Below are 26,160 nucleotides of genomic sequence, written 5' to 3' on the forward strand. Positions count from 1 at the left end.
AGCGGCATGGCGGGATTTTCGCTGGCGAAACGGTCCTTGGACATCGGCCGTGAACTCGGCTTGGTGCTGCCGCGCACGGTGGCAGGCCTCAACGAATCGACGGGCTGGGTACCGGCGTCAGCGCGGGGAGTGCGCCAATTCGGCGAGGTCATGCTGGACGAACTTGTCCTGAGCGGCTTTTCGCTGCTGGGCGGGAACCTGACCGAGCGGGTGCGCCCGCTGGCCGAGTGCGAGCCGGCGGCGCAGGAGTTGTCGGCGCTGGGCATCGACGGCGCGCATGCCGCACCAAAACCCTTGCAGGTGACGTCGATACGGAGACACCGTATCGGCGGACTGGCCTATGAACGGATGACGTTCGAGCATGACCCGCAGCTACCGGCGACGCTGGCGGCCGAGGGCCTCAGTGGTCCGGCGCGGGCGGTGGTACATCTGTGCCGCCACCGCGACCGTCCCCGCCCGTGGCTGATCTGGGTGCACGGAGCCGGCCAGGGCGGCACCGAAGATCTGCTGCTGTCGCGCATCGGCCGCATCCACCGCACGCTGGGCTTCAACGTCGCGATGCCGGTGCAGCCGGGTCACGGCTGCCGGCGCCGAGAATGGCCGGCCTATCCGGACATGGATCCGCTGGGCAACGTCGCGGGCATGATGCGGTCGGTGTCGGAGGTGCGCGCCGTGGTGCGCTGGGTGCAGCAGCAAGCCAGTGCCGTTGTGGTGTCCGGTATTTCGATGGGAACCCCGGTCGCCGCGCTGGCGTCGCATCTGGAGCGCGACATCGACGCGGTGGCGCTGTACACCCCGATCCTGGGCCTCAATGCGATGATCGCGCGGCACGTTTCGCGCTTCGGCTCTGGACGCGGCGAATTCCGCGAGCTGCTGGATTCACCGGTGGTCGCGCAGCTCACCTCGGTGATCGATCCACTGGCCGTCGATCCGGCGCCCCCGCCGCAGCGCCGGCTGATCGTCGGGGCGTGGCACGATCGCATGGCGATGCGCGAGCCCACCGACGCGTTGCAGGAACGCTGGGGCGGTCAGCTGTACTGGTACGACGGCAGCCACGTCGGCCACATCTTCTCCCGCCGGGTGCAAAATGTTTCCGAGCGATTCCTGGGCGAAGTGGTCTCGCAAAGCGGGCCAGAATCGGTGTCGCGGCGATGACGGCCACCCGGACCGCACGCGAAGTCGTCGAGCTCTACAACCTCGTGGTGTGGAACAAACGCGACTTCGCGCTCGCCGAGGAGTTGATCGGCGACACGATCATCCGGCACGAGGTGGGCGAGGCGACCGTGCTCACGCACGAGCAGGCGGTCAACCGGATCATCGATCACTGGGCGATGTTCGAGACCATCCGATTCGACCTGAACCTGGTGGTTGCCGGTGATGACGGCGAACACGTGGCAATCGTCTACCAATCGCCGATGACGCTCAAAGATGGTGCAGAGGTCGAAGTCGCCAGCATGGAGATCTTCCGCGTCGTCGCCGGCAAGATCACCGAAGTCTGGAATTGTGGCTACAAGCAAGGAGTTTGGAGTTGACCGAGACACTCGACGAATTGGGCTACTACCTGCTTGCCGGGGCCGGAGGTGAGGGTCCGGCGACGCTGATGGACGAGGCCCGCCGCGGCGAGGAGCTGGGCTTCGGCACCGCGTTCATCTCCGAGCGCTGGAACGTCAAGGAGGCGTCGTCTCTGGTCGGGGCGGCCTGCGCGGTGACCAACCGGATGCAGATCGCCACCGCCGCAACCAATCACAACACGCGGCACCCGCTGATCACCGGATCGTGGGCGACCACGATGCACCGGCTCTCGCGCGGCCGGTTCACGTTGGGCATCGGCCGGGGCATCGCCGCGATCTACGGAGCCTTCGGCATCCCCGCCGTCACGACCGCACAGATGGAGGATTGGGCCCAGGTGATGCGGCGTCTGTTCCACGGCGAGCTGATCTTCAACCACGACGGCCCGATGGGCAAATACCCGATCCTGTTCCTCGACCCGGACTTCAACGAGGACATCCGGCTGGCGCTGGTGGCGTTCGGGCCCAACACCCTCGCGCTCGGCGGACGTGCCTTCGACGACGTCATCCTGCACACCTACTTCACGCCGGAGACGTTGGCGCGCTGCGTCAAAACCGTCAAGACCGCCGCGGAGAAGGCGGGCCGCGACCCCGACAGCGTGCGGGTGTGGTCGTGCTTCGCCACCGTCGGCGACCACCTTCCCGAACAGCTGCGGCTGAAGAAGACCGTTGCCCGGCTGGCCACCTACCTACAGGGTTACGGCGACCTGCTGGTGCGGACCAATGACTGGGATCCCGCTGTGCTGGAACGGTTCCGGGCCGACTCGGTCGTGACGTCGATCGCCGGCGGGATCGACCACAAGGCCACAGCGGAGCAGATCGAGCACATCGCGACGCTGATTCCCGACGAGTGGCTGGAGCCGTCGGCGACCGGTTCGGCTCAACAGTGTGCGGACCGCATTCGCAAGGAGTTCGAATACGGTGCCGACGCGCTGATCATGCACGGCGCGACTCCCGACGAGCTGGAGCCGGTGGTCACGGCCTACCGCGCTTAAGGCAGGATCACCGTCCGGCTTACCGGCTCGGCGGCGGCCTGCCGGGCCGAGAGGCTTCGAAGCAGAGAAGCCAGCAAGGCGTCACGGGTCTCGCGGGGATCGATGAGTTCGTCGAATCCCATGCTTTCGGCCGAGCGATACGACGCTTGCAGCTCGGCGTCACGCAACTTCGCGGTGACGTCCTCGTCGGCATGCGTCGCCCGGCCCAGCGCGGCCGCGCTCATCGCGCCCATCGTGGCGCCGGGGTAGGCGAACGTCGCGGATTGGCTGTCGAAACCCAACAGCGACATGACCATCGAGCCGAACCCGTACGCCTTGCGCAGCGTCACGTGCAGCTTGACCGTGGTGGCCGCGGTCTGGGCGGCGAACATCCGCGCGCCGGCGCGCAGCACCCCGCTGCGTTCGGACCGGCTGCCGGGCAGCATGCCCGGATTGTCCGCGAAGAAGATGAGCGGCAGGTGGAATGAGTCGGCCACCATGATGAAATGCGCCGCCTTGTCCGCGGCCTCGGCGTCGATCGAGCCGGCGAGCACGTTGGGCTGGTTCGCGACGACCGCGACCGGGTGGCCACCGAGATGGGCCAGCGCGCAGATGATCGCCTTGCCGTACCGCGGCTGGACCTCGAACCAGTCGGGCCGGTCGAAGACCACGTCGAGCACGGCGCGCATGTCATAGACGCGGCGGTTGTCGCGCGAAACGATGTCGAGCAGCTCCGGCGTCGGGCGGGGGTCGCTGTCCTGGTCGGCGGGCAGTGGCGAGGGATACGACCATGCGCTGGGCGGGAAGTAGGACAGGTAGCGGCGGATGTCGGCAATGACGGCTTCGTCGTCTTCGGCGACGTTGTGGATCACCCCGCTGGGTAACGCGGTGACGGGCCCACCGAGGTCCTCCTTCGAAATGTCTTCTCCGGTGGACTCTTTGACGACCGGCGGCCCGGCGGTGAAGATCGCGCCCTGGGTGCTCATGATTCGGAAATCGCACACCGGAGCCACCAGGGCGCCGTGTCCGGCCGACGGGCCCAGCACCGCGGCCACGGTCGGCACCTTGCCCGAGCACTGCGCCTGGGCGAGCAGGTCGGTGGGGGCGCGCCCGTAATGGCCGCCGCCGGGGCGAAAGCCGGCGCCTTCGAGCAGCATCACCAGCGGCGTCTTGTCGCGCAGCGCCAGCTCCGCGATGCGGTAGCGCTTGGAGTTGCCGCCCGGTCCGATGCTCCCGGCCAGGGTGGTGAAGTCCTCGGCGCCCAGCATCACCGGCGAGCCGTTGATCGAGCCCGAACCCACCACCAGCCCGTCGGCCGCGATGTCGCCCCCGACCAGCGTGCCGATTTCGCGGAAGGTGCCCGGGTCCAGGAGTAGTTCGATGCGCGCGCGGGCGTCGAGCTTGCCCTTGCCGCGATGCTTGTCGAGCCGCTCCGGCCCGCCCATGCCCCACGCGTGCCGCCGCCGACGGTCGAGGTCGGTCAGCGTCTCCTCCCAGTCCGGGGGTTTTGTCATGCTTCTTTCCTACCTCTGTGGGGATATGGTCGCGCGTCCAGATCAGCAGGGTCACATACTGGATTGCTTACTGTAAAGTTACCCGCATGCCTGACGGCCCCCGCCTCAAGATCGACGGCGGCATCCCCAATCGACTCGACCGCGTGGTCGAAGCCGTTGGCAACCTGGAACAACAGGGCTACGACGGGGGCTGGACCGCCGAAACCAGCCACGACCCGTTCCTGCCGCTGCTGCTGGCCGCCGAGCACACGTCGCGACTCGAGCTCGGCACCAACATCGCCGTGGCGTTCGCGCGCAATCCGATGATCGTCGCCAACGTCGCCTGGGACTTGCAGGCGTACTCGCAGGGTCGCTTCATTCTCGGTCTGGGCACCCAGATTGCGCCCCACATCGAGAAACGATTCAGCATGCCGTGGAGTCATCCGGCCCGGCGGATGCGCGAATTCGTCGCCGCGTTGCACGCCATCTGGTCCGCCTGGAACGGCGAGGCCAAGCTGAGTTTCGAGGGCGATTTCTATACCCACAAGATCATGACGCCGATGTTCACCCCGGAGCGGCACCCGCATCCGGTGCCGAAGGTGTTCATCGCCGCCGTCGGTGAGGTGATGACCGAAATGTGCGGCGAGGTCGCCGACGGCCATCTCGGTCACCCGATGGTTTCGAAGCGCTACCTCAACGAGGTGACGGTGCCGGCCCTGCTGCGCGGGATGGCGCGCAGCGGCCGCGACCGCGGCGACTTCGCGGTGTCGTGCGAGGTGATGGTGGCGACCGGAGAAAACGACGCCGAGTTGGCGGCGGCCATGACCGCCACGCGCAAGCAGATCGCCTTCTACGGATCCACGCCCGCGTACCGCAAGGTGCTCGAGCTGCATGGCTGGGGCGACCTGCACGCCGAGCTGAATCGCCTGTCCAAGCAAGGCGAATGGGGCGCGATGGGTTCGCTGATCGACGACGACATGCTGGCGGCCTTCGCCGTCGTCGGCCCCGTGGACAAGGTCGGCGCCGCCCTGCAAAGCAGGTGTGAGGGCGTGGTCGACCGCGTGCTGCCGATCTTCTACAACGCTTCCCAGGCCTGTATTACCGCCGCAATGAAGGAGTTTCGCCAGTGAGCACAACGACGATGGACGATGCCGGCAGGTCCCTGGCGGATCCGTTGGCGTACACCGACGAGAAGCGGCTGCACGCGGCGCTGGCTCACTTGCGTGCCACCGCGCCGGTGTCGTGGGTCGAGGTGCCGGACTACAAGCCGTTCTGGGCGATCACCAAACACGCCGACATCATGGACATCGAACGGCAGAACATGCTGTTCACCAACTGGCCCCGCCCGGTGTTGACCACCACGGTCGGCGACGAGCTGCAAGCCAGCGCCGGGGTGCGCACGCTGATTCACATGGACGACCCGCAGCACCGGGTGGTGCGCGCGATCGGCTCGGACTGGTTTCGGCCAAAGGCCATGCGCGCGATGAAGATGCGCGTCGACGAACTCGCCAAGATCTACGTCGACAAGATGCTGGCCGTCGGGCCTGAGTGCGACTTCGTCCAGCAGGTGGCGGTGAACTATCCCCTCTACGTGATCATGTCGCTGCTGGGCATCCCGGAGGCCGACTTCGCCCGGATGCTCAAGCTCACCCAGGAGCTGTTCGGCAGCGAGGACAGCGAATTCAAGCGGGGCACCTCGAATGAGGACCAGATTCCGGCACTGCTCGATATGTTCGGTTACTTCAACGACGTCACGGCGTCGCGGCGGGCGAACCCGACCGAGGATCTCGCGTCGGCCATCGCCAATGCCCGCGTCGACGGAGAACCGCTGTCCGACATCGACACCGTGTCCTACTACCTGATCGTGGCCACCGCGGGTCACGACACCACCAGCGCGACCATTTCCGGCGGCATGCAGGCGCTCATCGAAAACCCGGACCAGCTGGACCGCCTGCGGAACAATCTCGACCTGATGCCGCTGGCCACCGAGGAGATGATCCGCTGGGTCACTCCGGTCAAGGAATTCATGCGGACTGCCAACGAGGACACCACCGTGCGCGGAGTACCGATCGCCGCGGGGGATTCCGTGCTGCTGTCCTATGTGTCGGGCAACCGCGACGAGGATGTCTTCGACGACCCGTTCCGCTTCGACGTCGGGCGTGACCCCAACAAGCATCTGGCCTTCGGCTACGGCGTGCACTTTTGCATGGGGGCCGCACTGGCCCGGATGGAAGTCAACAGCTTCTTCTCCGAGCTGCTGCCCAGGCTCAAATCAATTGAGCTGAGCGGGGATCCGGAATTGGTTGCGACGACATTCGTCGGCGGCCTCAAGCACCTGCCGGTGCGTTACTCGCTGGTCTGAGTGTGCCCCGCTAAGGCTTGAGCACCACCGATCCAACGGTCTTGCGCGCCTGAAGGTCTCGGTGTGCATCGGCCGCTCGCGCAAGCGGGTAGTGGGAGCTCACCGTGACCGCGATGTCGCCGGCGGCGATGGCATCGAACAATTCCCCTGTTCGCCAAGCAAACTCGGTGCGGCTGCGGACGAAGTGGATTCGCGACGGCCGGGTGAGGTAGACCGAGCCTGCCGCGTTCAGCCGCTGGGGATCCAGTGGCGGAACCGGTCCACTGGCCGCGCCGAAGAGTGCGAGTGTTCCGCGCACGGCCAGGCCGGCCAGGCTGGCGTCGAAGGTGGACTTGCCGACGCCGTCGTACACCGCCGCCACTCCATCGCCATCGGTCAGCGCACGGACCTTCGCGCCGAACTCCGGCGCGTTATTGGGGTAGTCGAGCACCTCGACCGCGCCGGCCCCCCGCGAGAGTTCGGCTTTGGCCGGGGTGGACGCCGTGGTGATGACGCGGGCTCCCAGGCTCGTCGCCCACTGGGTCAGGATCAGGCCGACCCCACCCGCACCGGCGTGCAGCAACACCGTGTCGCCTGGCTGCACCGGGTACACCGACTTGATCAGCAAGTGCGCGGTGATGCCTTTCAGCAATGCCGCAGCCGCGATATCGGAAGCGACATCGTCGGGCAGCGCTGCAACGAGATCGACTGGTGCGATGCAATATTCGGCGTAGGCGCCGACGGCGTCCGCGGTGGCGACCCGGTCGCCCACTCGCAATCCCGTGACCCCGGCACCCGTTGCTGCGACGGTCCCGGCCACCTCTGCGCCCAGCACGAACGGCAACTCGCGGGGATACAGCCCGGACCGGAAGTAGGTGTCAATGAAGTTGACGCCGATCGCCTCGGCCTCGATCAATACCTCACCGGGGCCGGGTGTGGGTTGTGAGATCTCAACGTAGGAAAGGACTTCCGGCCCACCGAGCTCACTGACTTCGATTGCATGCATGGCCACAGTGTGCGTCACCGGAGTGTGCCTGTCGATGCCGTTGTGCCTGGGCACACCGGGCGCCGCCCAACGCTGTGCAGGATTACATCGACACGCGCACACTAATGGGCGAGACTGAATCGCGGCGCACCGTGGAGGCCCATTAGCTCGCAGGGACAGAAAGTTGGGAAGCTCATGGCAAACGGGAAGACGGTCCACCAAGTCACCTACGACCTGCTGCGCAGGTTGGGCCTTACGACGGTGTTCGGCAATCCCGGCTCCACCGAGCAAACATTCCTGAAAGACTTCCCCGACGATTTCACCTATGTCCTTGGGCTGCAAGAGGCTTCCGTGCTGGCGATGGCCGACGGATTCGCGCAATCCACCGGCAAGCCGGCGCTGGTCAACCTGCACACCAGCGCCGGGACCGGCAACGCGATGGGCAGCCTGATCGCCGCGTACCGCGGCAACACCCCGCTCATCGTCACGGCCGGTCAGCAGACCCGGGAAATGGTGTTGTGCGAACCGTATTTGACCAACCCCGATGAGACGTTGCTCCCCAAGCCCTGGGTGAAGTGGGCATACGAACCCAAGCGCGCCGAAGATGTGCCCGCGGCATTCATGCGCGCCTACACCGTGGCCTTGCAGCCACCGGCCGGGCCGGTGTATCTGTCCATACCGCTTGACGACTGGGAAAAGCCGGCCCTGGGGCCGGCCGTCGTCCGCACCGTCAGTCATCGGGTAGCGCCCGACGCCGAGCGGCTGCGGGAGTTCGCCGACCGGATCAACCGCGCGCAGCGGCCGCTGCTGGTCTTCGGTCCCGAGGTCGATCGCAGCGGCGGCTGGGATGCCGGGGTGGCGTTTGCCGAAAAGGTCGGTGCCCCGGTGCACGGCGGCCCGCTGCCCGATCGTGCGTCGTTCCCGGAGAACCACCCGCTGTACCAGGGCATGCTGCCGCTGACCATCGCCGGGGTGGCCGAGGTGCTGCGCGGTCACGACCTGGTGGTGGTGATCGGTGCCCAGGTGTTCCGGTACTACCCGTATGTCGCCGGCGAATACCTGCCCGAGGGCAGCGAATTGCTGCAGATCACCGCCGACCCCGCGCTGGCCGGCGCCGCGCCGGTCGGCGACAGTTTGATCGGCGATACCCGGTTGGCGCTCGAGCAGCTGGTGGGTTTGATCGACAACCGCGGCGCCGCTTCGGCCCCGGCGGCGTCGCCCGCGAAGATCGAAATCGTCGACGCGGACTCGTCGCCGCTGACCCCGGACGCGGCGTGGTCCACCCTGGCCACCGTCAAGCCCGAGGATTCCCCGGTCGTCACGGAGTCGACGTCGACGATGGCGCAGCAGCTGCATTGGCTGCCCACCACTCGGCCGGGTTCGTTCTTCGCGACCGCCAGCGGTGGCATCGGCTGGGGCGTACCGGGTGCGGTCGGCGTCGCACTCGGCGATCGGGCGCGCGGTGTCAAGCGCACCGTGATCGCCACCATTGGCGACGGTTCGTTTCAATACTCGATCCAGGCGATTTACACCGCCGCCCAGCACCGGCTGCCCATCGTCTTCGTGGTGATGCGTAACGAGGAGTACTCGATCCTCAAGGCGTTCGCATTGCTGGAGAAGACACCGAACGTGCCGGGCCTCGACCTGCCGGGGCTTGATATTGCTTCTCTGGCAACGGGTTTCGGCTGCCGCGCGGTCAACGTCGACACCACCGAAAAGCTCGCCAGCGAGTTCACCACGGCGCTGACCGTCGACGGGCCCACGGTCATCGTGGTGCGGACCAAGGCGCAGCTGGCGCATCTGGGCTGACCCCGGCAGCGCGCGTGGTGGCGGCCGGGTGTGACGAGATGACCCCGCGCTTCTACCTTTATTGGCATGAGCGCGCAACGCACAGCCGAGCAGGTGTCGCTGATCGGCACCGAGTTGGTCCGGCGAACCGAACAACTCGGCGCCGTGGTCGCCTCGGCGATCCGTGACGAAGTCGACTTCTACCGGGACGCCGAGGTCGTCAGTCAGGATCAACTGGTCGAAAGCTGCACCGACAACGTGCGTTTCATCTTCGGCGGCTTGGCCGGGCCGCAGACATTCGACACCACCCCGGCCGCGCTCACCGGCGAATCGCGCGCCCAAAGCAGGGTTCCGCTGCACGTGGTGATGTCGGCCTATCGCATCGGCTCGCACCACATCTGGCAAGCGCTGCTGGACATCGTGGAGGCGCACGGCGACATCGCCCAGCAGGCATTGCTCACCGTGACCGAACGCATCTGGGAGGCGCAGGACGTCTACACCGAGGCGATGACGAGTGGCTACCGGCGACGAGCCACGCAGCAGGCCGTTGCCGACGAGGCCGAACGCGCGGCACTCACCGAGGCGTTGTTCTCCGGCACCGCGTCCGCAAACCATGGCCCGTGGGAGATCGCCGACCTGCTGGGACTGCCGACCCGCGGGCCCTATGTCGTCGTGGCCGCGCGGACACCCGAGCTGGGCAAGCACGCGCTGCCCGGCATCGTCGACATCCTGCGAAGCGCCGACATTTATTCGGCATGGCGGCTGTTGCCCGAGCTGCAAATCGGCATCGTCCACGTGCCGTCGCTCGCCGCTCACGCAAGCCTGATCGCAACCCTGCGGCGCATGAGTAGCCACGGCGTCGGAGTCAGTCCGCAATTCGATGCGCTGGCCGAGATCGGGACGGCGCTTCGCTATGCGCGGATCGCGGTCACCGGATCAAACGCGAGCGAGCCGGTCGTGGAGTTCGAGGACAGCGTTCTGGGCATCGCCGCGGTGACCGCTCCAGACGTCAACCTGCGACTGGCCGACGCGGTTCTGGGCGGTTTGGCCGGCGTCGCCGACATCGATCTGCTCCGTCAGACATTTCGGGTGTGGGTGGGGCATCGCGGCTCGATACCCGAGGCCGCCGCGGCACTGTTCTGTCATCCCAACACCGTTCGTCATCGGCTGCGCCGCATCGAGGAATGCACCGGGCGATCGATCAACGTCCCGCTCGAGCTCGCCGAGTTGTGTCTGGCCTTCGAAATCGATTCCAGGCTGCGCTGAAAAGGCGATCACTACACTCCGCGGCGGAGGACTACGCAATGACGCATCGGACGATTGTCATCACGGGTGGCAGCGACGGCATCGGTGCCGCGGCGGCTCGCCGGTTGGGCGGGGGCGGTGATGACGTTGTGGTGGTGGGACGTTCGGAGAGCAAAACCGCCGCGGTGGCGGCGGAATTCGACGCCGACTATTTCGTAGCCGACTTCGGCGACCTGGCCCAGGTGCGAGCCCTGGCAGACAAGATTCGCTCCAACTACCCCCGCATCGACGTTCTGCTCAACAACGCCGGCGGCATGAGCACCAAGATCCAGCTGACCTCCGACGGCTATGAACACACCTATCAGGTCAATTATTTGTCGCCGTTTCTGCTGACCACGCGGCTACTGCCGGTGCTCCTGGATTCGCGCGCCACTGTCGTCAACACGACCAGCTCATCGCACAAGCTGGTCCGCCGGGCCACCGTCGACGACCTGGAGAACACCGCCCGCCGCGGCGCCGGCACCGCCTACGCGTTGTCCAAGCTGGCCATCGTGTTGTTCACCCGGGAACTACACCGGCGCCACCACGCGGGCGGATTGTCCGCTGCAACAGTTCATCCCGGCTACGTCAACTCCAACTTCGGCCGCGCATCGGGATCGCGGTTCCTGGTCTTCATGCAGCAGTACACGCCGCAGGCGCGGTTCACCGCGAGCGTGGACGAAGGTGCCGACCAGCTGGTGTGGCTCGCGTCCACCGCCCCCGGTGTCGAATGGACGCCCGGGGAGTACTACGTGAAGCGCAAGATCGCCAAACCCGGTCGCCTGGCGATCGACCCGCGGCTTGCCGGCGAGCTGTGGGAGCGCACTGCGAGCAAGCTCGGCTTATTCGATACCGATTAGTATCGAATCGATACCGGGGAGTATGCTACTGGACATGTCGCCGGTCAAGCCGCATCGAACCCGCCCGACCCGCGGCGAGGTGCGCGACCGGATCCTGGATGCGGCCTCGAAAGTGTTCGCCGCCGAAGGATTCGCCGGTGCCACCATCGATGCGATCGGCCAAGCCGCGGGCTTCACCAAGGGCGCGGTCTACTCGAACTTCGAGTCCAAGGACGAACTGTTCCTGGCCCTGGTCGACCGCGAGTTCGAGCTGCGCGGCGAGCAGATCGCCACAGTGCTGGACAGCAGCGGCGGTGACACCGGCGTGGCCGCACACCAGTTGAGCCGGTCGGTGCTCGACTCGGTTCGCGATCATTCCGACTATTACGTGTTGTTGGTTGAGTACTGGCTGCGTGCACAGCGCGATCCGCAGCTTCGCGAGCGACTGATCGAACGCCGTCGCGCCGCCGCCGACCAAGCGGTGCACATCGTCAAATCGACCGACACCGGGCCGTCGGACCGGCGGTTGGCCGACCTCGCCCAGCTCGTTGTCACGGTCAATTTGGGCGTCGCGATGGAAGAGGTCTTGCGCCCCGGAACGATAAACCCCGACCTGCTCACGCAACTGATTACCGCGCTGCTGGAATCGGTTCCGGATTCCGGCAAGTAGGGAGAGCCCCACATGGACACAACAGACGAGTCGGACGTCGGTCCGCCGGTGATCACCGCCACCGGATTAGGGGTCGACGGCGAGCACGGGCCGTTGTTCTCGGGTGTCGATCTCACGCTTACGCCGGGCTTTCACGCGATTCAGATGCCCGGCGGACCGGGACAGACCACCCTGCTGTTGACCCTTGCGGGGCGCTTCAAGGCCACCCACGGATCGCTGAGGGTGCTCGGTGAAACGACGCCGCATGCGATTCGCCGACACTGCTCGATCGCGGCCTTCGACGACATCGACGACCTGGAGGAGTCGGTGACCGTCGAGACGGTGCTCGCCGAGCAACGCCGGTGGTTGGCGCCGTGGTATTCACTGGTGCCGCTGCAAGCCGGTCAGGCCGAGCTGGCAGAGGTTTTCGGCGAAACGCCGCTGCCGCCATCGGGTGCATACATCGTCGAATTGTCCGACCTGGAACTGTTTTTGCTGCGCATCACGCTGGCCGTGCTGTCGAACCGACCGGTTCTGGTGGTCGGTGACCTCGAGCAGGTTCGTGACAATTCCCGGCGAGTGATCGCGGTGGAGCGGCTCGGCGCGATCGCGAAGCAACGCACCGTCGTCGTCGGTGTCACCAACCCGCTCGGCACGGACGCGCCCGAGCACGAACTTCACGATCACCGCATCCTGACCGAAGGGGATTGACGATGCTGGCTGGACTCGCATTCGGCTCGGAGATAAAACGTTTCGGTCGCAATCGATTGACGCGCGTGGCCATCGTCGTGCTGATGCTGCTGCCGTTGGTGTATGGGGCGCTGTACCTGTGGGCGTTCTGGGATCCCTTCGGCCACACCAACAAAATGCCGGTAGCGCTGGTCAACTCGGACCGTGGTGCCATGCTGTCCGGGGAGCAGTTCAACGCCGGCGCGGAGATCGCCAAAAGCCTGACCGCGGACGGCGGCTTGGACTGGCACGTCGTGGACCTGTCGGAGGCGCGTAGCGGGGTCGACCACGGCAAGTACTACTTCATGGTCGAATTGCCGCCCGACTTCAGCGCGGCGATCGCGTCGCCGGTGACCGGGCAACCCAAGAAGGCCAGCCTAATCGCCTTCTACAACGACGCCAACAACTACATCTCGACGAGTATCGGTCGCACCGCCATCAGCCAAGTGCTCAACGCCGTCTCCAGCCGGATCTCCGGACAGGCGGTCAATCACATGCTTTCGGTGGTGATTTCGTCCGGAGCGGGGATCAAGCAGGCCGCCGACGGGGCGGCTCGACTCGATGACGGTGCCGGTCAGCTGTTGTCCGGTCTGGACGCCGCGCGGTCCGGTTCGGCGAAGCTCGCCGCGGGTGCCGGGCAGCTCTCGGACGGAATCAACCAGGCCACCGACCCACTGCTTGCGATAGCCAACGCGCTGTCGCAAATCAGCGGCGATACGCAGCAATTGCAACAGGGTGTGAGTGCGCTACAGCAGGCCAACGATCAGATCGGTACCATCGCTACGGCGCAGGATGCCGCCGCAAACTCGCTTTCCTCGGTGATCGATCAGCTCTCGGCGCGACAGGATCCGCTGGCGAACAACCTTCGTGGCGTTCAGGATCAGCTTCGTGGACACCAGTTCACGCCGCAGATCCGCCAACAGCTCACCGACGCCCAAAACGCCGCGATCGCGATGACCACTTCGCTGCGAGCGCCCGGCAGCCCGCTGGGATCGGCTCTCGACCGAGTCGGCAATAGGGGCCAAGAGCTGACGAGCAAGCTCACCCAACTCCGCGACGGAGCCCAGCAGCTCGCCGCCGGTAACGCCGAATTAGCCAGCGGGATAGCGAAACTCGACGACGGAGCCCAGCAGCTCAAGGCGGGATCGGCCGAGCTTTCGACCAAGCTTGCCGACGGGGCCAAGCAGTTGCCCAACTGGACAACCCAGCAAAAGGATGCGGTCGCGGAGACCATCGGCGGCCCGGTGCAACTCGAAGCCTCACATGAGAACGCCGCGCCCAACTTCGGCACTGGGATGGCGCCGTTCTTCCTGACGCTGGCCTTGTTCTTCGGCGCGTTGGTGCTGTGGATGGTGTTGCGGCCCTTGCAGAGCCGCCCGATCGCCGCAGAGGTGCTCGCGTTCCGCGTGGTGCTGGCCAGCTACCTGCCGGCGGCCGCGATCGCGCTATTCCAGGCGGTCATTCTGTACTGCGTGGTTCGATTCGCCCTCGGTATGCACGCGGTCCACCCCGTGGCGATGTTGGGGTTCATGGTGCTCATCTCCGCTGCATTCGTGGCCGCGACGCAGGCGATCAACGCGCTTGTCGGTCCGGCGGTGGGCCGCGTGCTGATCATGGCCCTGCTGATGCTGCAGCTCGTCAGCGCCGGCGGGATGTACCCGGTGGAGACCACGTCACGGCCCTTCCAGATCTTGCACCGCTTCGACCCGATGACCTACGGCGTCAACGGGCTCCGGCAGCTCATCCTCGGCGGCATCGACGCCCGGCTCTGGCAGGCGATCGTCGTGCTGGTAGTGATAACGGCTGTCGCACTGGCGATCTCATCGGTGTCCGCACGGCGAGACCGCACCTGGAATGTCAGCAGACTGATCCCGGCGATCAAGATGTAGGAAAAGCGACTCCGCGATCGAGAGGAAGCCCATGAGCACGGCACTGGTAACCGGTGGCGCGTCCGGCATCGGGCGCGAAGTCGCCGAACGGCTGCGCGACACGGGACACGATGTCGTGGTGTGGGACCTGTCGGACGCCGATATCGCGTGCGATATCAGCGATCCCGAGGCGGTGTCGGCAGCAATGGAGCGAACCGTGCGTGAGCATGGGGTGCCCACCCGGGTGGTGACATGTGCCGCGGTCGGAGCGGCGGGCGTGCTGCTCAAGCAGTCGCCCGCGGAATGGGAACGAGTGCTGGGCGTGAACCTCACCGGCACCTGGCTGACGATCCGCGCCGCGGCGCAGGCCATGATCGACGCCGGGGTGGGCGGTTCGATCGTCGCGGTGTCCAGCATCAGCGGCTCGATCGCCGATCGCGACATGGGTGCCTACTGCGTGTCGAAGGCCGGCGTGGACATGCTGGTCAAGGTCGCCGCCGTGGAGTGGGGGACGCACGGCATCCGGGTGAACGCCGTCGGGCCCGGTGTCACCCGGACGCCGATGCTGGCCAACCCGGAAGCGCTGCCCGGCTGGGTGGAAGGCATGACCGAGCGGACCGCGCTCGGTGGCCTGGGACAAGCCGCCGACGTGGCCGCCGCCATTGCGGGTGTGCTCGAATTACCCTGGGTGACTGGCCAAGTCGTGCATGCCGATGGCGGCCTGGCCCTACACAGTCCGATCGACGCCTACGGCCAGTTGCAGCGGCTGATGGCACACAAGAAAACCGCGGGTGACGACCGGCCGGGCTAGGGGATCTACTCGATCCCGAAATCGATGACGCCCCGGACGATCTTGCCGTTCAGCAGGTCGTCGTAAGCGTCGTTGATGTCGTCGAGCCGGTACCGCCGGGTGATCATCTCGTCGAGCTGGAGCTGCCCGGTCTGGTAGAGCCGGGCCAGCCGGAAGACGTCGGCCTTCGGGTTGCACGAGCCGAATACGGTGCCGGCCAGCGACTTGTTCGACAGGATGAAGTCCTGCAGATCGATCTTGACCGAGCTGGTCAACTGCGAGGTCATGCCGGTCAGCACGCACGTCCCGCCCTTGCGGGTGAGTCGCACCGCGTCGCGGACGTCGTCGGGAGTGATCAGCGACGGCGAGACCACGACGGCGTCGGCCATCACTCCGTAGCTCAGGTCGCGCACCAGATCCATCGCCTCGACCGCGGTTGCGGCGGTGTGGGTGGCGCCGAACTGCAACGCCGACTTCTGTTTGAACGCCACCGGATCCACCGCGACGATGTGTGCGGCACCGCCGATCCGGGCACCCTGAATCGCGCCCGTACCGATTCCACCGACACCGATCACGACCACGGTGTCACCCGGGCGCATATTGGAACGGTTGGCCACCGAACCGAATCCGGTCGGTATCGCGCAGGACAGCAGTGCGCTGGGCACCAGCGGCAGGTGGGGTTCGATCTTCACCAGCGAATTCGTCGACACCACAGTATGTTTGGAAAACGCGCCCACCTTGGCCAAGTGGCCCAGCGGCTTGCCCTCGGCGGTGTGATGGCGGTAGGTGCCGTCGGTGGGCATGCCCGGCGTCAGCACGCCGGCGCCCATGTCGCAGATGTACTCCATACCGCTGGCGCACCAGCGGCACTGCCCGCACACCGCGACGAACGACATCACCACGTGGTCACCCGGCACGAATTCCGTTACGCCGTCCCCGACTTCACGCACGACGCCCGAGCCCTCGTGACCGCCGATCATCGGGAACATGGTGGGCAGCCCGAGCGAGCGCAGCACCTCGTTGGGTGCCGACATGTCCCCCTTGAGGATGTGGTCGTCGGAGTGACACATGCCGGCCGCGGCCATCTCGACCAGCACCTCGCCCGCCCGGGGCGCGTCCAGTTCGAAATCCTCGACAGACCACGGGCCGCCGACATCATGCAGGATCGCCGCGCGGCTTTTCATGCGGCGGGGGTGAACGTGACGGGAAGCTTGTTGGGCGACCGGAAAGTGAGGCCGATGATCCTGGACTCCTCGCCGGTGCCGTCGTCGGGAACGAACGCGAGGTTCGACACCCGGTCGAGCAGGCTGTTCAACATCACCCGGGTTTCCAGCCGGGCCAAATGCATCCCGAGGCACATGTGGATCCCGCCGGCGAATGCGATGTGGGCCTGGCGCGGCCGGCGGATGTCGAAGCGATTCGCGTCGGGCCAACGACTTTCGTCCCGGTTGGCCGAGCCCATGCACATGTCGATCTGCGCTTCGGCGGGAATTGTCTTGCCGCCGATCTCGACCTCTTCGGTGGTGGTGCGCATGACCATGGTCAGCGGGGTCTCGACCCGCAGGCCTTCCTCGATGGCGGCCGGGATCAGGGACCGGTCCTGCCGGACCATCTCCAACTGCTCGGGGTGGGTCAGCAGCAGGTACAACAGGTTGCCCGACGAACGGTAGGTCGTCTCCAGTCCGGCGGGCAGCAGCAAGCGCAAGAACGCGATGATCGCGTCGTCGGTGAGTTTCTCGCCGTCGATCTCGGCGGCGACCAGGTCGCCGATGATGTCGTTGGTCAGCTTGCGGCGCCGCTGCTCGACCTGCTCGAGGAAGTAGCCGTGCAACTCGGTGGCGGCGTTGAGGCCGGCGATGATGTCGGTCGGAATCGAGATGAGGTCAAGCGACAGCCGCCGGAACATGTCGAGATCCTCCGGGGGCAGCCCGAGCAGCACCGAGATGATCCGGGTCGGGAACTCGAACGTCAGCGCCTTCACCAGATCGGCGTGACAGTCCTGCTTGATTTCGTCGATCAGCTGATCGCACACCGGCCCGATGACCGACGGCTCCCAGCGCTCCAGCGCGGTGGCCCGAAAAGCCTTGGCCACCAGGCTGCGGTGGTCGTGGTGTTCCTTGCCGCCCATCGCCAGGATGGTGTGCCCCATGACCAGACCGATGGTCTTCTCGTAGGCGGCCGATGTGAAGACCCGATCGTCGCGGAAGGCTTGGAACACACCGTCATAGCCGAACAGCACCCACTCGTCGTTCGGCCGCAGCTCCTCCGGCATCTGGGAGTGATCCCCCAGTGCGCCGTGCCAGACCGGGTCGGTACGCCGCATGTATTCGAAGAACGGATAGGGGCTGGTCTCACCGGTGAAATCGAGGGTGACGGGCTGGCCGACGGGGTCGGTGCTTAACGGCATCAGCGCTCCTCCTGAGCAATCGGTAAGGCCGTTGCCGCGGACCGGTCTTGACCGCCCCGGCGTCTTCGGCGGGTGTGTTCGAGCGGAATGTCGCTATCATAGTATAAATAGCAACGAAGCCCAACGGCTTGTGGTGGTTACCGTAACGGGCTCAGTATTGATCCGGATAGGTCCAGGAGGCGGTGATTCTCAAGTGGCCCAGCGGCGTTTCGTGTGCTCCGTCGACGAGTTGCCGCCCGGCGGGATGAAACTGGTCGACGTCGGCAAGTTCGGCGTGGGCGTGTACAACGTGCATGGCGCGTTGTACGCGATCGTCAATTACTGCTCGCACGAAGGCGCCCCGCTATGCCTGGGGCTGCTCGGGGGCACCACCGAATCCGCGCCGGAGGCGCCCGGCGGGATACGCCGGGTGCGCGACGGGCAGATCGTCCGATGCCCTTGGCACAACTGGGAATTCGATATCACGACGGGCCGCAACCTTGCCGATCCGCGACGCCGCGTCCGTACCTACCCGGTCGACGTCACCGACGGGGAGGTGTACCTGACGGCATGATTATCGACGCCAACGTCCAACCGCACTTCCGCTACAACGCCGAGATCCGGCGCTATCTCCCGGACGTCCACCAACTGCGCGCGATCCCCGATGTCGAGCAGCAGTGGTACCAGGCGCCCGGCGGCGACTACCGCCAAGACCTCTACGGCGAGCACTACCCGGGATCGGATCCCGCCACCCTGAGCCGCCACTTGTTCGAAGACGCGGGAGTCGACTACGCGATCTTGAATCCGTTGACGCGCGGCAACATCGCCGACTACCTGCTCAACAGCAGGATCTGCGCCGCGGTCAACGACTGGCTGCTCGATCGCTGGCTCGAGCCCGACACCACCGACCGGTTTCGAGGCACCATCCGGGTCAACCCCGAAGACCCGCGGGGTGCGGTCGCCGAGATCGAACGCCTGGCCGATCATCCGAAGCTGGTGCAAGTCGGTGTTCCGATGCAGTCGCGCGAGCCGTATGGCAAGCCGATGTTCGAGCCCATCTGGGAGGCCGCCGCGGCGCACGGTCTACCGGTCGCGGTGCACATCAACGGCGGCAACGGCGTCGACTATGCGCCCACCTTCGCCGGACACGCGCACACCTACCCCGGATACGCGGCGTTCATGCCGCTGAACTACTTCGTGCACCTTTCCACGCTGATCATCGAGGGCGTGTTCGGCCGGCTCCCCGGACTGAAATTCGTCTTCGCCGACGGCGGCTACGACATCCTCACCCCGCTGATGTGGCGCCTCGACACGTTCTGGCTGTCGATGCGCGACCAAACCCCATGGGTCGACCGCTATCCCAGCGAATACCTGCCGGGCCATGTCCGGTTCTGCTCGTCGGCGTTCGACGGGCCCCCGGCGGCGAGCCACGCCCAGCGCTGGATGGAGTTCAGCGGCAAATCCGAGCTGTTGATGTACGGATCGAGCTATCCCCACTGGTCGGCATCGCCGCCGACGGTGCTGGCCGAAAACCTCGATGCCGCCCAACGAGACAAGGTGTTGTGGCGAAACGCCAGCGAGCTTTACGGGCTTGAGGCAAAGGAGCGAGCGCAATGACCACGATCGAACGAGTCGAATCGCAGACCGGTCGCGACGACCACATCGCGGTCACCATCGTCGACACCGACGTGCACCCGTTGCCGGTCTCGACCGATGTGCTCAAGTCGTACGCGCCGGCCGAGTGGGTGGACAAGATCTGGCCGACCGGGAATGCGGTCGGCCCAACGTCGTATTTCTACGACACCCCGGATTCGTTCAAGACGTCGTCGCTGCGGATGGACTCGTGGCCGCCCAACGGGGGAGTCGCCGGCAGCGACCCGGATTACGCAGCCCAGCAGCTGCTGGTCGAGGCCGGTGTCAGCATCGCGTCGCTGGAGCCGATGTGCGACGCCCAGCTGCCGCAGGCCGAGCACGTGCTCAAATCCACCTACAACGACTGGCTCGCCGACGTGTGGCTGGACAAGCACAACGCGCACGGCCGGTGGCGCGGGTCGATCAGTGTCAGCGCGCAGACGCCGGAGCAGGCGGCACGCGAGGTGGAACGCTGGGCCGGGCATCCCTACCTGGCCCAGGTGCTGATGACACCGCAGACCCGCGGAATCCCTTTCGGCAACCCGCATTTCGATCCCCTCTACGAGGCCGCGTCGCGCAACGGGCTGCCGATCGCCACGCACCTCATGGGTCAGACGCCGTTCGAACTGATCCCGCTGTATCCGGTCGGCAATCCCACGCACTGGCACGACTTCTTCGCGGCGTGGCCACTGCTTTATGTGTCGCATCTGATGAGCCTGGTCTTCGACGGCGCGTTCGACCGGCATCCCGACCTGCGGGTGGTGTTCATCGAGGGCGGCTTCACCTGGGCGATGCCGGTGATGTCACGAATGGACCGGATCTGGGAAGCGCGCCGCGCCGATTTGCCGCACGTGCGGCGCCGCCCGTCGGACTACGTCCGCGAGCATGTCCGCTTCACCACTCAGCCCCTGGAAGACGTCGACATCGTAGAGTTTCGCGAATATCTGGAAATGATGGACCTGGGAGACAATCTCATGTTCTCGACGGACTATCCGCACTGGAGCTATGACTCGCCGACCTACGCGATCAATCGGTTCCCGGCCGACCAGCGGGAGCGGATCATGCGCGGCAACGCGACGGCCCTGTATGGGTTGCCGGCGACCGTCCGGGCGCTGCCGGGCGAGCCCGTCACACCGCAGAGCTGAGTCGCCCGGGCCCGGCGTCGTTGCCGGGCGCAGGGCTGTGATCAGCGAATATCACCAGAAGTCGGCGCGGTTCGACGCCGTCTGCGCTGCGCAGCCGTGGCAGCGTGCCGGCGCGCAACCGGCCAGGTCTACCGTGAATATGGTTTCCGACCTGGCCTCCCGCCGGCCCCGGAGGACAGCCCGCACCACGAGCCCGGAAGTTGAGAGGGTATGACACAAACGGATCTGACCCGCCCGCAAGGTATTAACCGCCTCGATCCGGTGCTGCGCGATGCCGCGAGCGAGCTGGGCATCGTCGAATTCCGTGCCGAGACACTGGCCGCCGAGCGGGAGCTGGCCAACGGCGCGGCCGCCGAGCGTGCCGCGGCGGTCGACACCGAGGGCGTGGCCGTCGAATCTCGCTCGATCTCCGGCCCGGGCGGCCAGCAACTGAACCTGCGCTTCTACCGCGGCCGCATCGTGGGCGACTCGGGAGCTCCGTTGGTTGTCTACGCCCACGGCGGCGGGTTCGTGTCCGGCAACCTCGACACCGACCACGCACAGTGCGTGGAGCTGGCTCGCGAGGGCGGTTGTCTGGTGGTGTCGGTCGACTACCGGCTGGCGCCGGAGAATCCGGCCCCGGCCCCACTCGACGACGTCGAGGCGGGTTTGTACTACGCCATCCGGAATGCCGCGGAGCTGAATATCGATTCGAGCCGCCTGGCCGTGATGGGCCGGGATGCGGGCGCCGCCCTCGTCGCGAGCCTGGCCCAGCGGATGTTCGACAACGAGGGACCACAGATCCTGATGCAGATCCTGCACCAGCCGATGCTGGACAGCGATGCCACGCCGTCGCGGCGCGAGTTTCAGCGCACACCGGGGCTCAACGGTCCCGCGGTGAGCCGTGCGTGGGGCCACTACCTCGGCGGCCCTGCCAGCGCCGGCGGTCAGCACGTCCCGTCGCATCGGGCGAATCTGGAGGGGCTGCCGCCCACCTTCATCAGTTGCTCGGAGATCGACCCGTGCCGCGACGAAGCCATCGACTACGCCAACCGGCTGCTGCATGCCTTCGTCCACACCGAATTGCATGTCATCGCAGCGACATTCAACGGCTTCGACTCGATGGTGCCGGATTGGGTCGTTTCTCAGGAGAATCGGGCCCTGCACGCGCAGTCGGTGCGTCGCGTCTTCGCGATGTAGCAGCTCCGCCGTCTTATCGACCCAACTCCGGTAACGCTTGGGGTATCGCCATTTGCTAATATCGAGAATGTGATTCTTGGCGGCGGCGACCTCATGTCGCGGAAGGGTTTGTCGACACCATGACCGTCGTCGACTCTCCCGAAAAGGCACTCTTCGTCTCGACAACCCAGTCCTTTCTGCAGAAGGAAGCGCCGCTGGCTCGCGTCCGGGAGCTGCACGCGGCGGGGGCTTCCTTCGACCCGGCCTGGTGGCAGCGCGCCGCGGAGCTCGGCTGGACGGGCCTGCTGGTTCCGGAGGAGTTGGGCGGCGGCAGTGTCTCGGAGAACGGTGTCGCGGACTTGGCCACGGTCGCCGAATTGCTCGGCAAGACCGTCGCGCCCGGGCCGCTGTACCCGGTCAGCATCGTGCTCACCGCGCTGTCCGAATGCGCCGATGCTCAGGCACACGCGGCCGTCATCGAGTCGCTGATCTCCGGCGAAGCCGTGGCGTCCTGGGCGGTCTCGGAACCCGGCCGCGGCTGGGAGCCGCTGGACCCGTCGGTGACGGCCACCCCGACCGACGCCGGCTATCGCATCGACGGCACCAAGGATCGCGTCGAGGCCGGCGCCCAGAGTGATCTGCTGCTCGTGGTGGCACGCTGCAACCCTGATGGTTCTGAGATCCGTCAGTTCCTGGTGCCGACGGACGCGCCCGGCGTTCGGGTCGAGCCCCAGCAGTCGGTCGATCTGGTCAAGCAATACGCGCGAGTGCATTTCGACGGGGTGGTGGTGGACGCGGCCATCGGCGGCGCGGCCGAGACCGCCGCGCTGATCGACCGACAGAGCCAGATCGCTCAGGTGCTGCAATGCGCCGAGGTGGTCGGCGTCGTGCAAACGGTGTTCGACTTCACCGTCCAGTGGGCGCTGGACCGGCACACGTTCGGCCGACCGCTGGCGTCCTACCAGGCACTCAAACACGGCTTCGCCGACATGAAGTTGTGGCTGGAAGCGTGCCGCGCCACCACGGCCGCGGCGGTCGCCGACATCGCCGAGCGCTCACCCGCGGCGGGCCTGTCGGCCAGCATCGCCAAGTCCTACGTTTCAGAGATGGCGGGTCGGATCGTTCAGGGTTGTGTGCAGATACATGGCGGCATCGGCGTCACGTGGGAACACGACCTGCACCTCTACCTGCGACGAGTTACGTTGTACCGCTCGCTGTTCGGCACGCCGGAGGAACACAACTTGCGGGTGTATGAGGCAGAAAAGGCCGAGCGTTCGGTGGCCGGGCGCGCGACGAAATGACGCCGACCGAATCCGTTGCGGAGTTCGCCGCCCGCGCCCGAGTGTGGTTGGCGGACAACCTGCCGGTGATCGACCCGGAGGCGCCGCCGCCCGCCCCGCGCGACGACGAGGACGCCTGGAAGCGGGCCCGGGAATTGCAAAAGCGGCTCTATGAAGGCGGATTCGCCGGGATCTGCTTCCCGCGCGAATATGGCGGCCTGGGTCTGGACTACGCCTACCAGAAGGCGTTCGACGAGGAATCCCTGCGCTATGAAATGCCGTTGATCCTCAATATTCCGACGTTCACCATCTGCTGCGCGACCCTGCTCGACACCGGCACCGAGGAGCAGAAGAAGCAGCACATCGCCGCGGCACTGCGCGGCGACGAGGTGCTGGTGCAGCTGCTGAGCGAGCCCAGCGGCGGATCGGATCTGGCCGGCGTCATAACCCGGGCCGAACGCCGCGGTGACCGATGGGTGATCAACGGCGCGAAGACCTGGAGCACGAGTGCGTTCGCCGCCGACTACGGACTGTGCCTGGCCCGCACCGATTGGGATGTGCCCAAGCACGAAGGCCTGACCATGTTCCTGGTGCCGATCGACCATCCGGGAATCACGTTGCGCCACATCACAATGCTCAGCGGCTCCACGGAGTTCTGCGAGGAGTTCTTCGACGGCGTGGACGTCGGCGACGATGCCGTCGTGGGGGAGGTCAACGGCGGCTGGGCGGTGGCCGCGCGGCAGCTGTATCACGAGCGCCGGGCAGTCGGTCAAGGTTCGGAATTCGCCAGCGGCAGCGGTAGCGAAGGCGGTAATGCGAATCCCGTTGACTACGTTGGCCTTTTGGAGAAGACGGGCCAGGCCGACAACGAACGCGTGCGGGAGATGGCCGGCCGGGCGCTGGTGCACCGGGCGGTGGCCGAGCAGCTGATCGACCACGTGTCCCGCAACGTCCGCGACGGTGTGCTGCCGCCGTCGGCCGGCACGCTGATTCGGCTGTTCCACGCCGAGACCGTGCAAACCGACGTCGACACCGCGATGGCGATCGCGGGAGCAGCCGGCGTGGTCGGCGAGATCGGCGACGGCCTGGAGACCGGACTGCGCTACCTGGTGCGGCAGAGTGTCGCGATCGGGGGCGGCACAACGGAGATGGCGCGCAACGTGATCGGGGAGCGAGTGCTGGGCTTCCCCCGCGAATACGCCGCCGACCGCGGGGTGCCGTTCAATCAGGTGCGGCACGGACAGACCCGCTGATCGCGGGTTAGTCTTCGGCGAAGATGTTCTCGTTGTCACCGCTGCTGACGGGTATCTGGACCATCGACAAGATGTGATGCGCGGGGCTTCCCGGCGGGGCGATCAGTTCGCAGTCACCGCCTTGTCGCACGGCCCGGTCCCGGGCGGCTGCCAGCGCGCTGACGCCCGCGGACCCCAGGTGGGTGACGGCGCTGAGGTCGATCTTCAAAGGTGCGATGCCCGAACGGCTTTCGACCGCGATCAGGCGGTCGAGCGTGGACGCGGTGGTGGAGTCGACGTCACCGCTGACCACGATGTGACCGGGCTCGCGAACCGTCGAGAGGAATTCGTTGTCGACGGCCTTGCGGAGGGTTCCCCGGCTGATGATCGTATCGGTGACGAAATTGGCCGGCCGTGACAGGCGGTGCGTCACGCTGGCCGTGGTGCCTTGGTCGCTGCGCGTGATGAGGGCGTGGGATACCAAAGCCTCTGCCATCGCCAGTCCCCGCCCACGGCCCTGTTCGCCTTCACGGTGATCCTTCCACCGGCCGCGGTCGATCACCGCGACGTGCAGGTTGCCATCGCCGGACAGCGATGCCTCGACGACAACACCGTCGGAAACCTCCGTGCCGTAACCATGTTCGACCGCGTTCTCGACGAACTCCGAGATGGCGTGCACGACGTCGGAGATGTCGTCGGCGTCGGCGCCGATCTCCGAGAGCCATCTGCGAAGCCGGGAGCGCACGGTGCGTGCGGCGTGGATCGTCGCATCGAGCTTCATGTGCAGCGGTGCCGGGGGATTGCGGCGCTGCGCGGCGAGCAGCGTGACGTCGTCGTTGTAACCGGTTGATCGGAGCAGCAATTCGAGTGTCTCCGAACAGATGCGGTCGATGGTGCGTGTCGGCGCATCGATCACGAACCCGCCGACGCCGGCGGCGATGTTGGCGGCCAGGTCGGCGAATTCCGCGGTGCTGGCGCCCAGTGGGCGCCCGGGCCGCTCGATCAGGCCGTCGGAATAGAACAGGATGGCGTCGCCGATATCGAGCATTTCGCTGCGTACCGGAAATCCGACGCGGCTGCCGAGCGGACCCGCGCCGGACGGTTCCACATAGCGCGCGGTGGACGCGGCGGTCACCACCAGCGGCGGCGGATGTCCGGCGGTGCAGTACTGGAATTCACCCGTGGCGTAGTCGAGCGAGCCGACGCACAATGTGGCCGAATCCGATCCCGGCACCTGCTCATGGAAGCGGTCGACCGCCTCGAGCGCTTCGGTGATGGTGTGGCCCTGCGATATTTGCATCCGCAGCGCGGTGCGCAACTGCGACATGACCGCCGCGGCCTCGACGCCGTGACCGACGACGTCGCCGACGACGAGCACCAACCGATCGCCGAGCGGTATCGCGTCGAACCAGTCGCCGCCGGCCGCGGTGTCCTCCGTGGCGACGAGGTACTGCGCGGTGATGTCGGCGCCGGGAATGACCGGTACGGACGAGGCCAGCAGCGCCTGCTGCATGACGATGGCCGAATCGCGAACGTTGCGGTAACGCTCGGACAGCTCCTCGATGCGTGCTTCAGTGGCCAGCCGTGCCTGCACGCGCTTGGTGACGTCGTCGAAGATGACCTGCACACCTTCGATCGCTCCGCCCTTGCCGCGGCGCGGGGTGACGAGGAAGTCGAAGTAGCGCTCCACGAGTCCCGAGCCCTCGAAGTCGGCCTGCAGCCGCCACTCCGCGCCGGATTGCGGCTCACCGGTCTCATACACCCGGTCGAGCATCTGAAAAATTTGCTGGCCCGTCAGTTCGGGGTAGATCGCGCTGAGCCGCATCCCCACCGGGGTGAAGCCCGGATTCAGGGCGCGATAGGCCGCATTGGCCGCGACGACGCGATGATCCGGCCCCTCCAGGCCGATCAACATCGCGGGGACCTTCTCGAAGATGCGGCGCACGTCGTCAGCCGTACCGACAATCTTGTCCCAGTCCTTTTCGGCCACCATATGGCCGTCCCTCCTGAGCCTTCCCT

Annotated in this window: 23 protein-coding genes; 18 read left to right on the top strand and 5 right to left on the bottom strand. The window is 66.4% G+C overall.

Annotation, left to right across the window (positions count from 1 at the left end; genetic code table 11):
- The first annotated feature begins 6 nt into the window (after nucleotides 1-6).
- Genes G6N55_RS25250 through G6N55_RS25260 form a run of 3 tightly spaced genes read left to right on the top strand, consistent with a single transcriptional unit; the run spans nucleotide 7 to nucleotide 2,563 of the window.
- On the top strand, nucleotides 7-1,155 hold the full coding sequence (locus G6N55_RS25250) for an alpha/beta hydrolase family protein (RefSeq protein ID WP_085220859.1): 1,149 nt from the start codon (nucleotides 7-9) through the stop codon (nucleotides 1,153-1,155).
- Complete coding sequence (locus tag G6N55_RS25255; protein ID WP_085220858.1) at nucleotides 1,152-1,532, top strand: nuclear transport factor 2 family protein; 381 nt, start codon at nucleotides 1,152-1,154, stop codon at nucleotides 1,530-1,532. The genes G6N55_RS25250 and G6N55_RS25255 overlap by 4 nt, the downstream gene beginning before the upstream one ends.
- Nucleotides 1,496-2,563, top strand: coding sequence for a TIGR03857 family LLM class F420-dependent oxidoreductase (locus G6N55_RS25260; protein ID WP_085220857.1), 1,068 nt, complete (start codon nucleotides 1,496-1,498; stop codon nucleotides 2,561-2,563). Before G6N55_RS25255 ends, G6N55_RS25260 begins: the two co-directional genes overlap by 37 nt.
- Here the strand turns inward: G6N55_RS25260 and G6N55_RS25265 are convergent.
- Nucleotides 2,560-4,056 carry an acyl-CoA carboxylase subunit beta gene (locus G6N55_RS25265; protein ID WP_085220856.1) on the bottom strand — a complete coding sequence of 499 codons (1,497 nt, stop codon included), beginning with the start codon at nucleotides 4,054-4,056 and terminating at the stop codon, nucleotides 2,560-2,562. The two genes, G6N55_RS25260 and G6N55_RS25265, sit on opposite strands and share 4 nt — an antisense overlap.
- Nucleotides 4,057-4,142: 86 nt before the next feature.
- Between G6N55_RS25265 and G6N55_RS25270 the strand changes: the two genes are divergently transcribed.
- Both G6N55_RS25270 and G6N55_RS25275 read left to right on the top strand, forming a co-directional pair.
- Nucleotides 4,143-5,165, top strand: a complete 1,023-nt coding sequence (locus G6N55_RS25270) for an LLM class F420-dependent oxidoreductase (protein WP_085220855.1) — start codon at nucleotides 4,143-4,145, stop codon at nucleotides 5,163-5,165.
- Between the two features lie 11 nt (nucleotides 5,166-5,176).
- A complete protein-coding gene (locus G6N55_RS25275) occupies nucleotides 5,177-6,397 on the top strand; it encodes a cytochrome P450 (protein ID WP_085220854.1) in 1,221 nt (406 codons plus the stop codon).
- A 10-nt stretch (nucleotides 6,398-6,407) separates the two neighbouring features.
- Here the strand turns inward: G6N55_RS25275 and G6N55_RS25280 are convergent, their stop codons facing one another.
- Nucleotides 6,408-7,382, bottom strand: a complete 975-nt coding sequence (locus G6N55_RS25280; protein ID WP_085220853.1) for a quinone oxidoreductase family protein — start codon at nucleotides 7,380-7,382, stop codon at nucleotides 6,408-6,410.
- A 174-nt stretch (nucleotides 7,383-7,556) separates the two neighbouring features.
- Here G6N55_RS25280 and mdlC point away from each other — a divergent pair, with 174 nt between their 5' ends.
- The 7 genes from mdlC to G6N55_RS25315 all read left to right on the top strand — a co-directional run bounded on the left by mdlC (nucleotide 7,557) and on the right by G6N55_RS25315 (nucleotide 15,329).
- Entirely contained in the window at nucleotides 7,557-9,170 is a 1,614-nt protein-coding gene (mdlC, locus tag G6N55_RS25285; RefSeq protein WP_085220852.1) for a benzoylformate decarboxylase, read from the top strand.
- A gap of 66 nt (nucleotides 9,171-9,236) precedes the next feature.
- On the top strand, nucleotides 9,237-10,415 hold the full coding sequence (locus G6N55_RS25290; protein WP_085220851.1) for a PucR family transcriptional regulator: 1,179 nt from the start codon (nucleotides 9,237-9,239) through the stop codon (nucleotides 10,413-10,415).
- Between the two features lie 38 nt (nucleotides 10,416-10,453).
- Entirely contained in the window at nucleotides 10,454-11,293 is an 840-nt protein-coding gene (locus G6N55_RS25295) for an SDR family NAD(P)-dependent oxidoreductase (RefSeq protein ID WP_085220850.1), read from the top strand.
- Nucleotides 11,294-11,315: 22 nt separating this feature from the next.
- The gene (locus G6N55_RS25300; RefSeq protein ID WP_085220849.1) at nucleotides 11,316-11,942 is read left to right on the top strand and encodes a TetR/AcrR family transcriptional regulator; all 627 of its coding nucleotides are present in this window, start codon (nucleotides 11,316-11,318) and stop codon (nucleotides 11,940-11,942) included.
- Nucleotides 11,943-11,954: 12 nt separating this feature from the next.
- The gene (locus tag G6N55_RS25305) at nucleotides 11,955-12,632 is read left to right on the top strand and encodes a hypothetical protein (protein ID WP_085220848.1); all 678 of its coding nucleotides are present in this window, start codon (nucleotides 11,955-11,957) and stop codon (nucleotides 12,630-12,632) included.
- Nucleotides 12,633-12,634: 2 nt separating this feature from the next.
- Nucleotides 12,635-14,539 carry a YhgE/Pip domain-containing protein gene (locus G6N55_RS25310; protein WP_085220847.1) on the top strand — a complete coding sequence of 635 codons (1,905 nt, stop codon included), beginning with the start codon at nucleotides 12,635-12,637 and terminating at the stop codon, nucleotides 14,537-14,539.
- A 31-nt stretch (nucleotides 14,540-14,570) separates the two neighbouring features.
- Nucleotides 14,571-15,329: an SDR family NAD(P)-dependent oxidoreductase gene (locus G6N55_RS25315; RefSeq protein ID WP_085220846.1), complete on the top strand. Its 759-nt coding sequence runs from the start codon at nucleotides 14,571-14,573 to the stop codon at nucleotides 15,327-15,329.
- A gap of 5 nt (nucleotides 15,330-15,334) precedes the next feature.
- Here G6N55_RS25315 and G6N55_RS25320 read toward each other — a convergent pair whose 3' ends face one another.
- Complete coding sequence (locus tag G6N55_RS25320; RefSeq protein WP_085220845.1) at nucleotides 15,335-16,492, bottom strand: Zn-dependent alcohol dehydrogenase; 1,158 nt, start codon at nucleotides 16,490-16,492, stop codon at nucleotides 15,335-15,337.
- Nucleotides 16,489-17,715, bottom strand: coding sequence for a cytochrome P450 (locus G6N55_RS25325; protein WP_085220844.1), 1,227 nt, complete (start codon nucleotides 17,713-17,715; stop codon nucleotides 16,489-16,491). Before G6N55_RS25325 ends, G6N55_RS25320 begins: the two co-directional genes overlap by 4 nt.
- 193 nt (nucleotides 17,716-17,908) lie before the next feature.
- On the opposite strand from G6N55_RS25325, the gene G6N55_RS25330 reads away from it, so the two are divergent.
- The 6 genes from G6N55_RS25330 to G6N55_RS25355 all read left to right on the top strand — a co-directional run bounded on the left by G6N55_RS25330 (nucleotide 17,909) and on the right by G6N55_RS25355 (nucleotide 24,162).
- Nucleotides 17,909-18,268, top strand: coding sequence for a Rieske (2Fe-2S) protein (locus G6N55_RS25330; RefSeq protein WP_085220843.1), 360 nt, complete (start codon nucleotides 17,909-17,911; stop codon nucleotides 18,266-18,268).
- Nucleotides 18,265-19,311, top strand: a complete 1,047-nt coding sequence (locus G6N55_RS25335; protein ID WP_085220842.1) for an amidohydrolase family protein — start codon at nucleotides 18,265-18,267, stop codon at nucleotides 19,309-19,311. Before G6N55_RS25330 ends, G6N55_RS25335 begins: the two co-directional genes overlap by 4 nt.
- A complete protein-coding gene (locus G6N55_RS25340) occupies nucleotides 19,308-20,471 on the top strand; it encodes an amidohydrolase family protein (protein ID WP_085220841.1) in 1,164 nt (387 codons plus the stop codon). Before G6N55_RS25335 ends, G6N55_RS25340 begins: the two co-directional genes overlap by 4 nt.
- Before the next feature lie 210 nt (nucleotides 20,472-20,681).
- Nucleotides 20,682-21,650, top strand: coding sequence for an alpha/beta hydrolase (locus G6N55_RS25345; RefSeq protein ID WP_085220840.1), 969 nt, complete (start codon nucleotides 20,682-20,684; stop codon nucleotides 21,648-21,650).
- Nucleotides 21,651-21,769: 119 nt separating this feature from the next.
- On the top strand, nucleotides 21,770-22,930 hold the full coding sequence (locus tag G6N55_RS25350; protein WP_085220839.1) for an acyl-CoA dehydrogenase family protein: 1,161 nt from the start codon (nucleotides 21,770-21,772) through the stop codon (nucleotides 22,928-22,930).
- Nucleotides 22,927-24,162, top strand: a complete 1,236-nt coding sequence (locus G6N55_RS25355) for an acyl-CoA dehydrogenase family protein (RefSeq protein WP_085220838.1) — start codon at nucleotides 22,927-22,929, stop codon at nucleotides 24,160-24,162. The genes G6N55_RS25350 and G6N55_RS25355 overlap by 4 nt, the downstream gene beginning before the upstream one ends.
- A 7-nt stretch (nucleotides 24,163-24,169) precedes the next feature.
- Here the strand turns inward: G6N55_RS25355 and G6N55_RS25360 are convergent, their stop codons facing one another.
- Nucleotides 24,170-26,134: a SpoIIE family protein phosphatase gene (locus G6N55_RS25360; RefSeq protein ID WP_085220837.1), complete on the bottom strand. Its 1,965-nt coding sequence runs from the start codon at nucleotides 26,132-26,134 to the stop codon at nucleotides 24,170-24,172.
- Between the last annotated feature and the right edge of the window lie 26 nt (nucleotides 26,135-26,160).

The sequence above is a fragment of the Mycobacterium florentinum genome (assembly GCF_010730355.1).
Taxonomy (GTDB): Bacteria; Actinomycetota; Actinomycetes; order Mycobacteriales; family Mycobacteriaceae; genus Mycobacterium; species Mycobacterium florentinum.

What these genes read in the sequence shown, in the direction of transcription:
- G6N55_RS25305 (WP_085220848.1), top strand. Translation starts at nt 11,955, where the DNA reads ATGGACACAACAGACGAGTCGGACGTCGGTCCGCCGGTGATCACCGCC.
- G6N55_RS25270 (WP_085220855.1), top strand. Translation starts at nt 4,143, where the DNA reads ATGCCTGACGGCCCCCGCCTCAAGATCGACGGCGGCATCCCCAATCGA.
- G6N55_RS25350 (WP_085220839.1), top strand. Translation starts at nt 21,770, where the DNA reads ATGACCGTCGTCGACTCTCCCGAAAAGGCACTCTTCGTCTCGACAACC.
- G6N55_RS25325 (WP_085220844.1), bottom strand. Translation starts at nt 17,715, where the DNA reads ATGCCGTTAAGCACCGACCCCGTCGGCCAGCCCGTCACCCTCGATTTC.
- G6N55_RS25265 (WP_085220856.1), bottom strand. Translation starts at nt 4,056, where the DNA reads ATGACAAAACCCCCGGACTGGGAGGAGACGCTGACCGACCTCGACCGT.
- G6N55_RS25280 (WP_085220853.1), bottom strand. Translation starts at nt 7,382, where the DNA reads ATGCATGCAATCGAAGTCAGTGAGCTCGGTGGGCCGGAAGTCCTTTCC.
- G6N55_RS25310 (WP_085220847.1), top strand. Translation starts at nt 12,635, where the DNA reads ATGCTGGCTGGACTCGCATTCGGCTCGGAGATAAAACGTTTCGGTCGC.
- G6N55_RS25255 (WP_085220858.1), top strand. Translation starts at nt 1,152, where the DNA reads ATGACGGCCACCCGGACCGCACGCGAAGTCGTCGAGCTCTACAACCTC.
- G6N55_RS25300 (WP_085220849.1), top strand. Translation starts at nt 11,316, where the DNA reads ATGCTACTGGACATGTCGCCGGTCAAGCCGCATCGAACCCGCCCGACC.
- G6N55_RS25250 (WP_085220859.1), top strand. Translation starts at nt 7, where the DNA reads ATGGCGGGATTTTCGCTGGCGAAACGGTCCTTGGACATCGGCCGTGAA.
- G6N55_RS25320 (WP_085220845.1), bottom strand. Translation starts at nt 16,492, where the DNA reads ATGAAAAGCCGCGCGGCGATCCTGCATGATGTCGGCGGCCCGTGGTCT.
- G6N55_RS25355 (WP_085220838.1), top strand. Translation starts at nt 22,927, where the DNA reads ATGACGCCGACCGAATCCGTTGCGGAGTTCGCCGCCCGCGCCCGAGTG.
- G6N55_RS25340 (WP_085220841.1), top strand. Translation starts at nt 19,308, where the DNA reads ATGACCACGATCGAACGAGTCGAATCGCAGACCGGTCGCGACGACCAC.
- G6N55_RS25275 (WP_085220854.1), top strand. Translation starts at nt 5,177, where the DNA reads ATGGACGATGCCGGCAGGTCCCTGGCGGATCCGTTGGCGTACACCGAC.
- mdlC (WP_085220852.1), top strand. Translation starts at nt 7,557, where the DNA reads ATGGCAAACGGGAAGACGGTCCACCAAGTCACCTACGACCTGCTGCGC.
- G6N55_RS25335 (WP_085220842.1), top strand. Translation starts at nt 18,265, where the DNA reads ATGATTATCGACGCCAACGTCCAACCGCACTTCCGCTACAACGCCGAG.
- G6N55_RS25345 (WP_085220840.1), top strand. Translation starts at nt 20,682, where the DNA reads ATGACACAAACGGATCTGACCCGCCCGCAAGGTATTAACCGCCTCGAT.
- G6N55_RS25360 (WP_085220837.1), bottom strand. Translation starts at nt 26,134, where the DNA reads ATGGTGGCCGAAAAGGACTGGGACAAGATTGTCGGTACGGCTGACGAC.
- G6N55_RS25315 (WP_085220846.1), top strand. Translation starts at nt 14,571, where the DNA reads ATGAGCACGGCACTGGTAACCGGTGGCGCGTCCGGCATCGGGCGCGAA.
- G6N55_RS25290 (WP_085220851.1), top strand. Translation starts at nt 9,237, where the DNA reads ATGAGCGCGCAACGCACAGCCGAGCAGGTGTCGCTGATCGGCACCGAG.
- G6N55_RS25295 (WP_085220850.1), top strand. Translation starts at nt 10,454, where the DNA reads ATGACGCATCGGACGATTGTCATCACGGGTGGCAGCGACGGCATCGGT.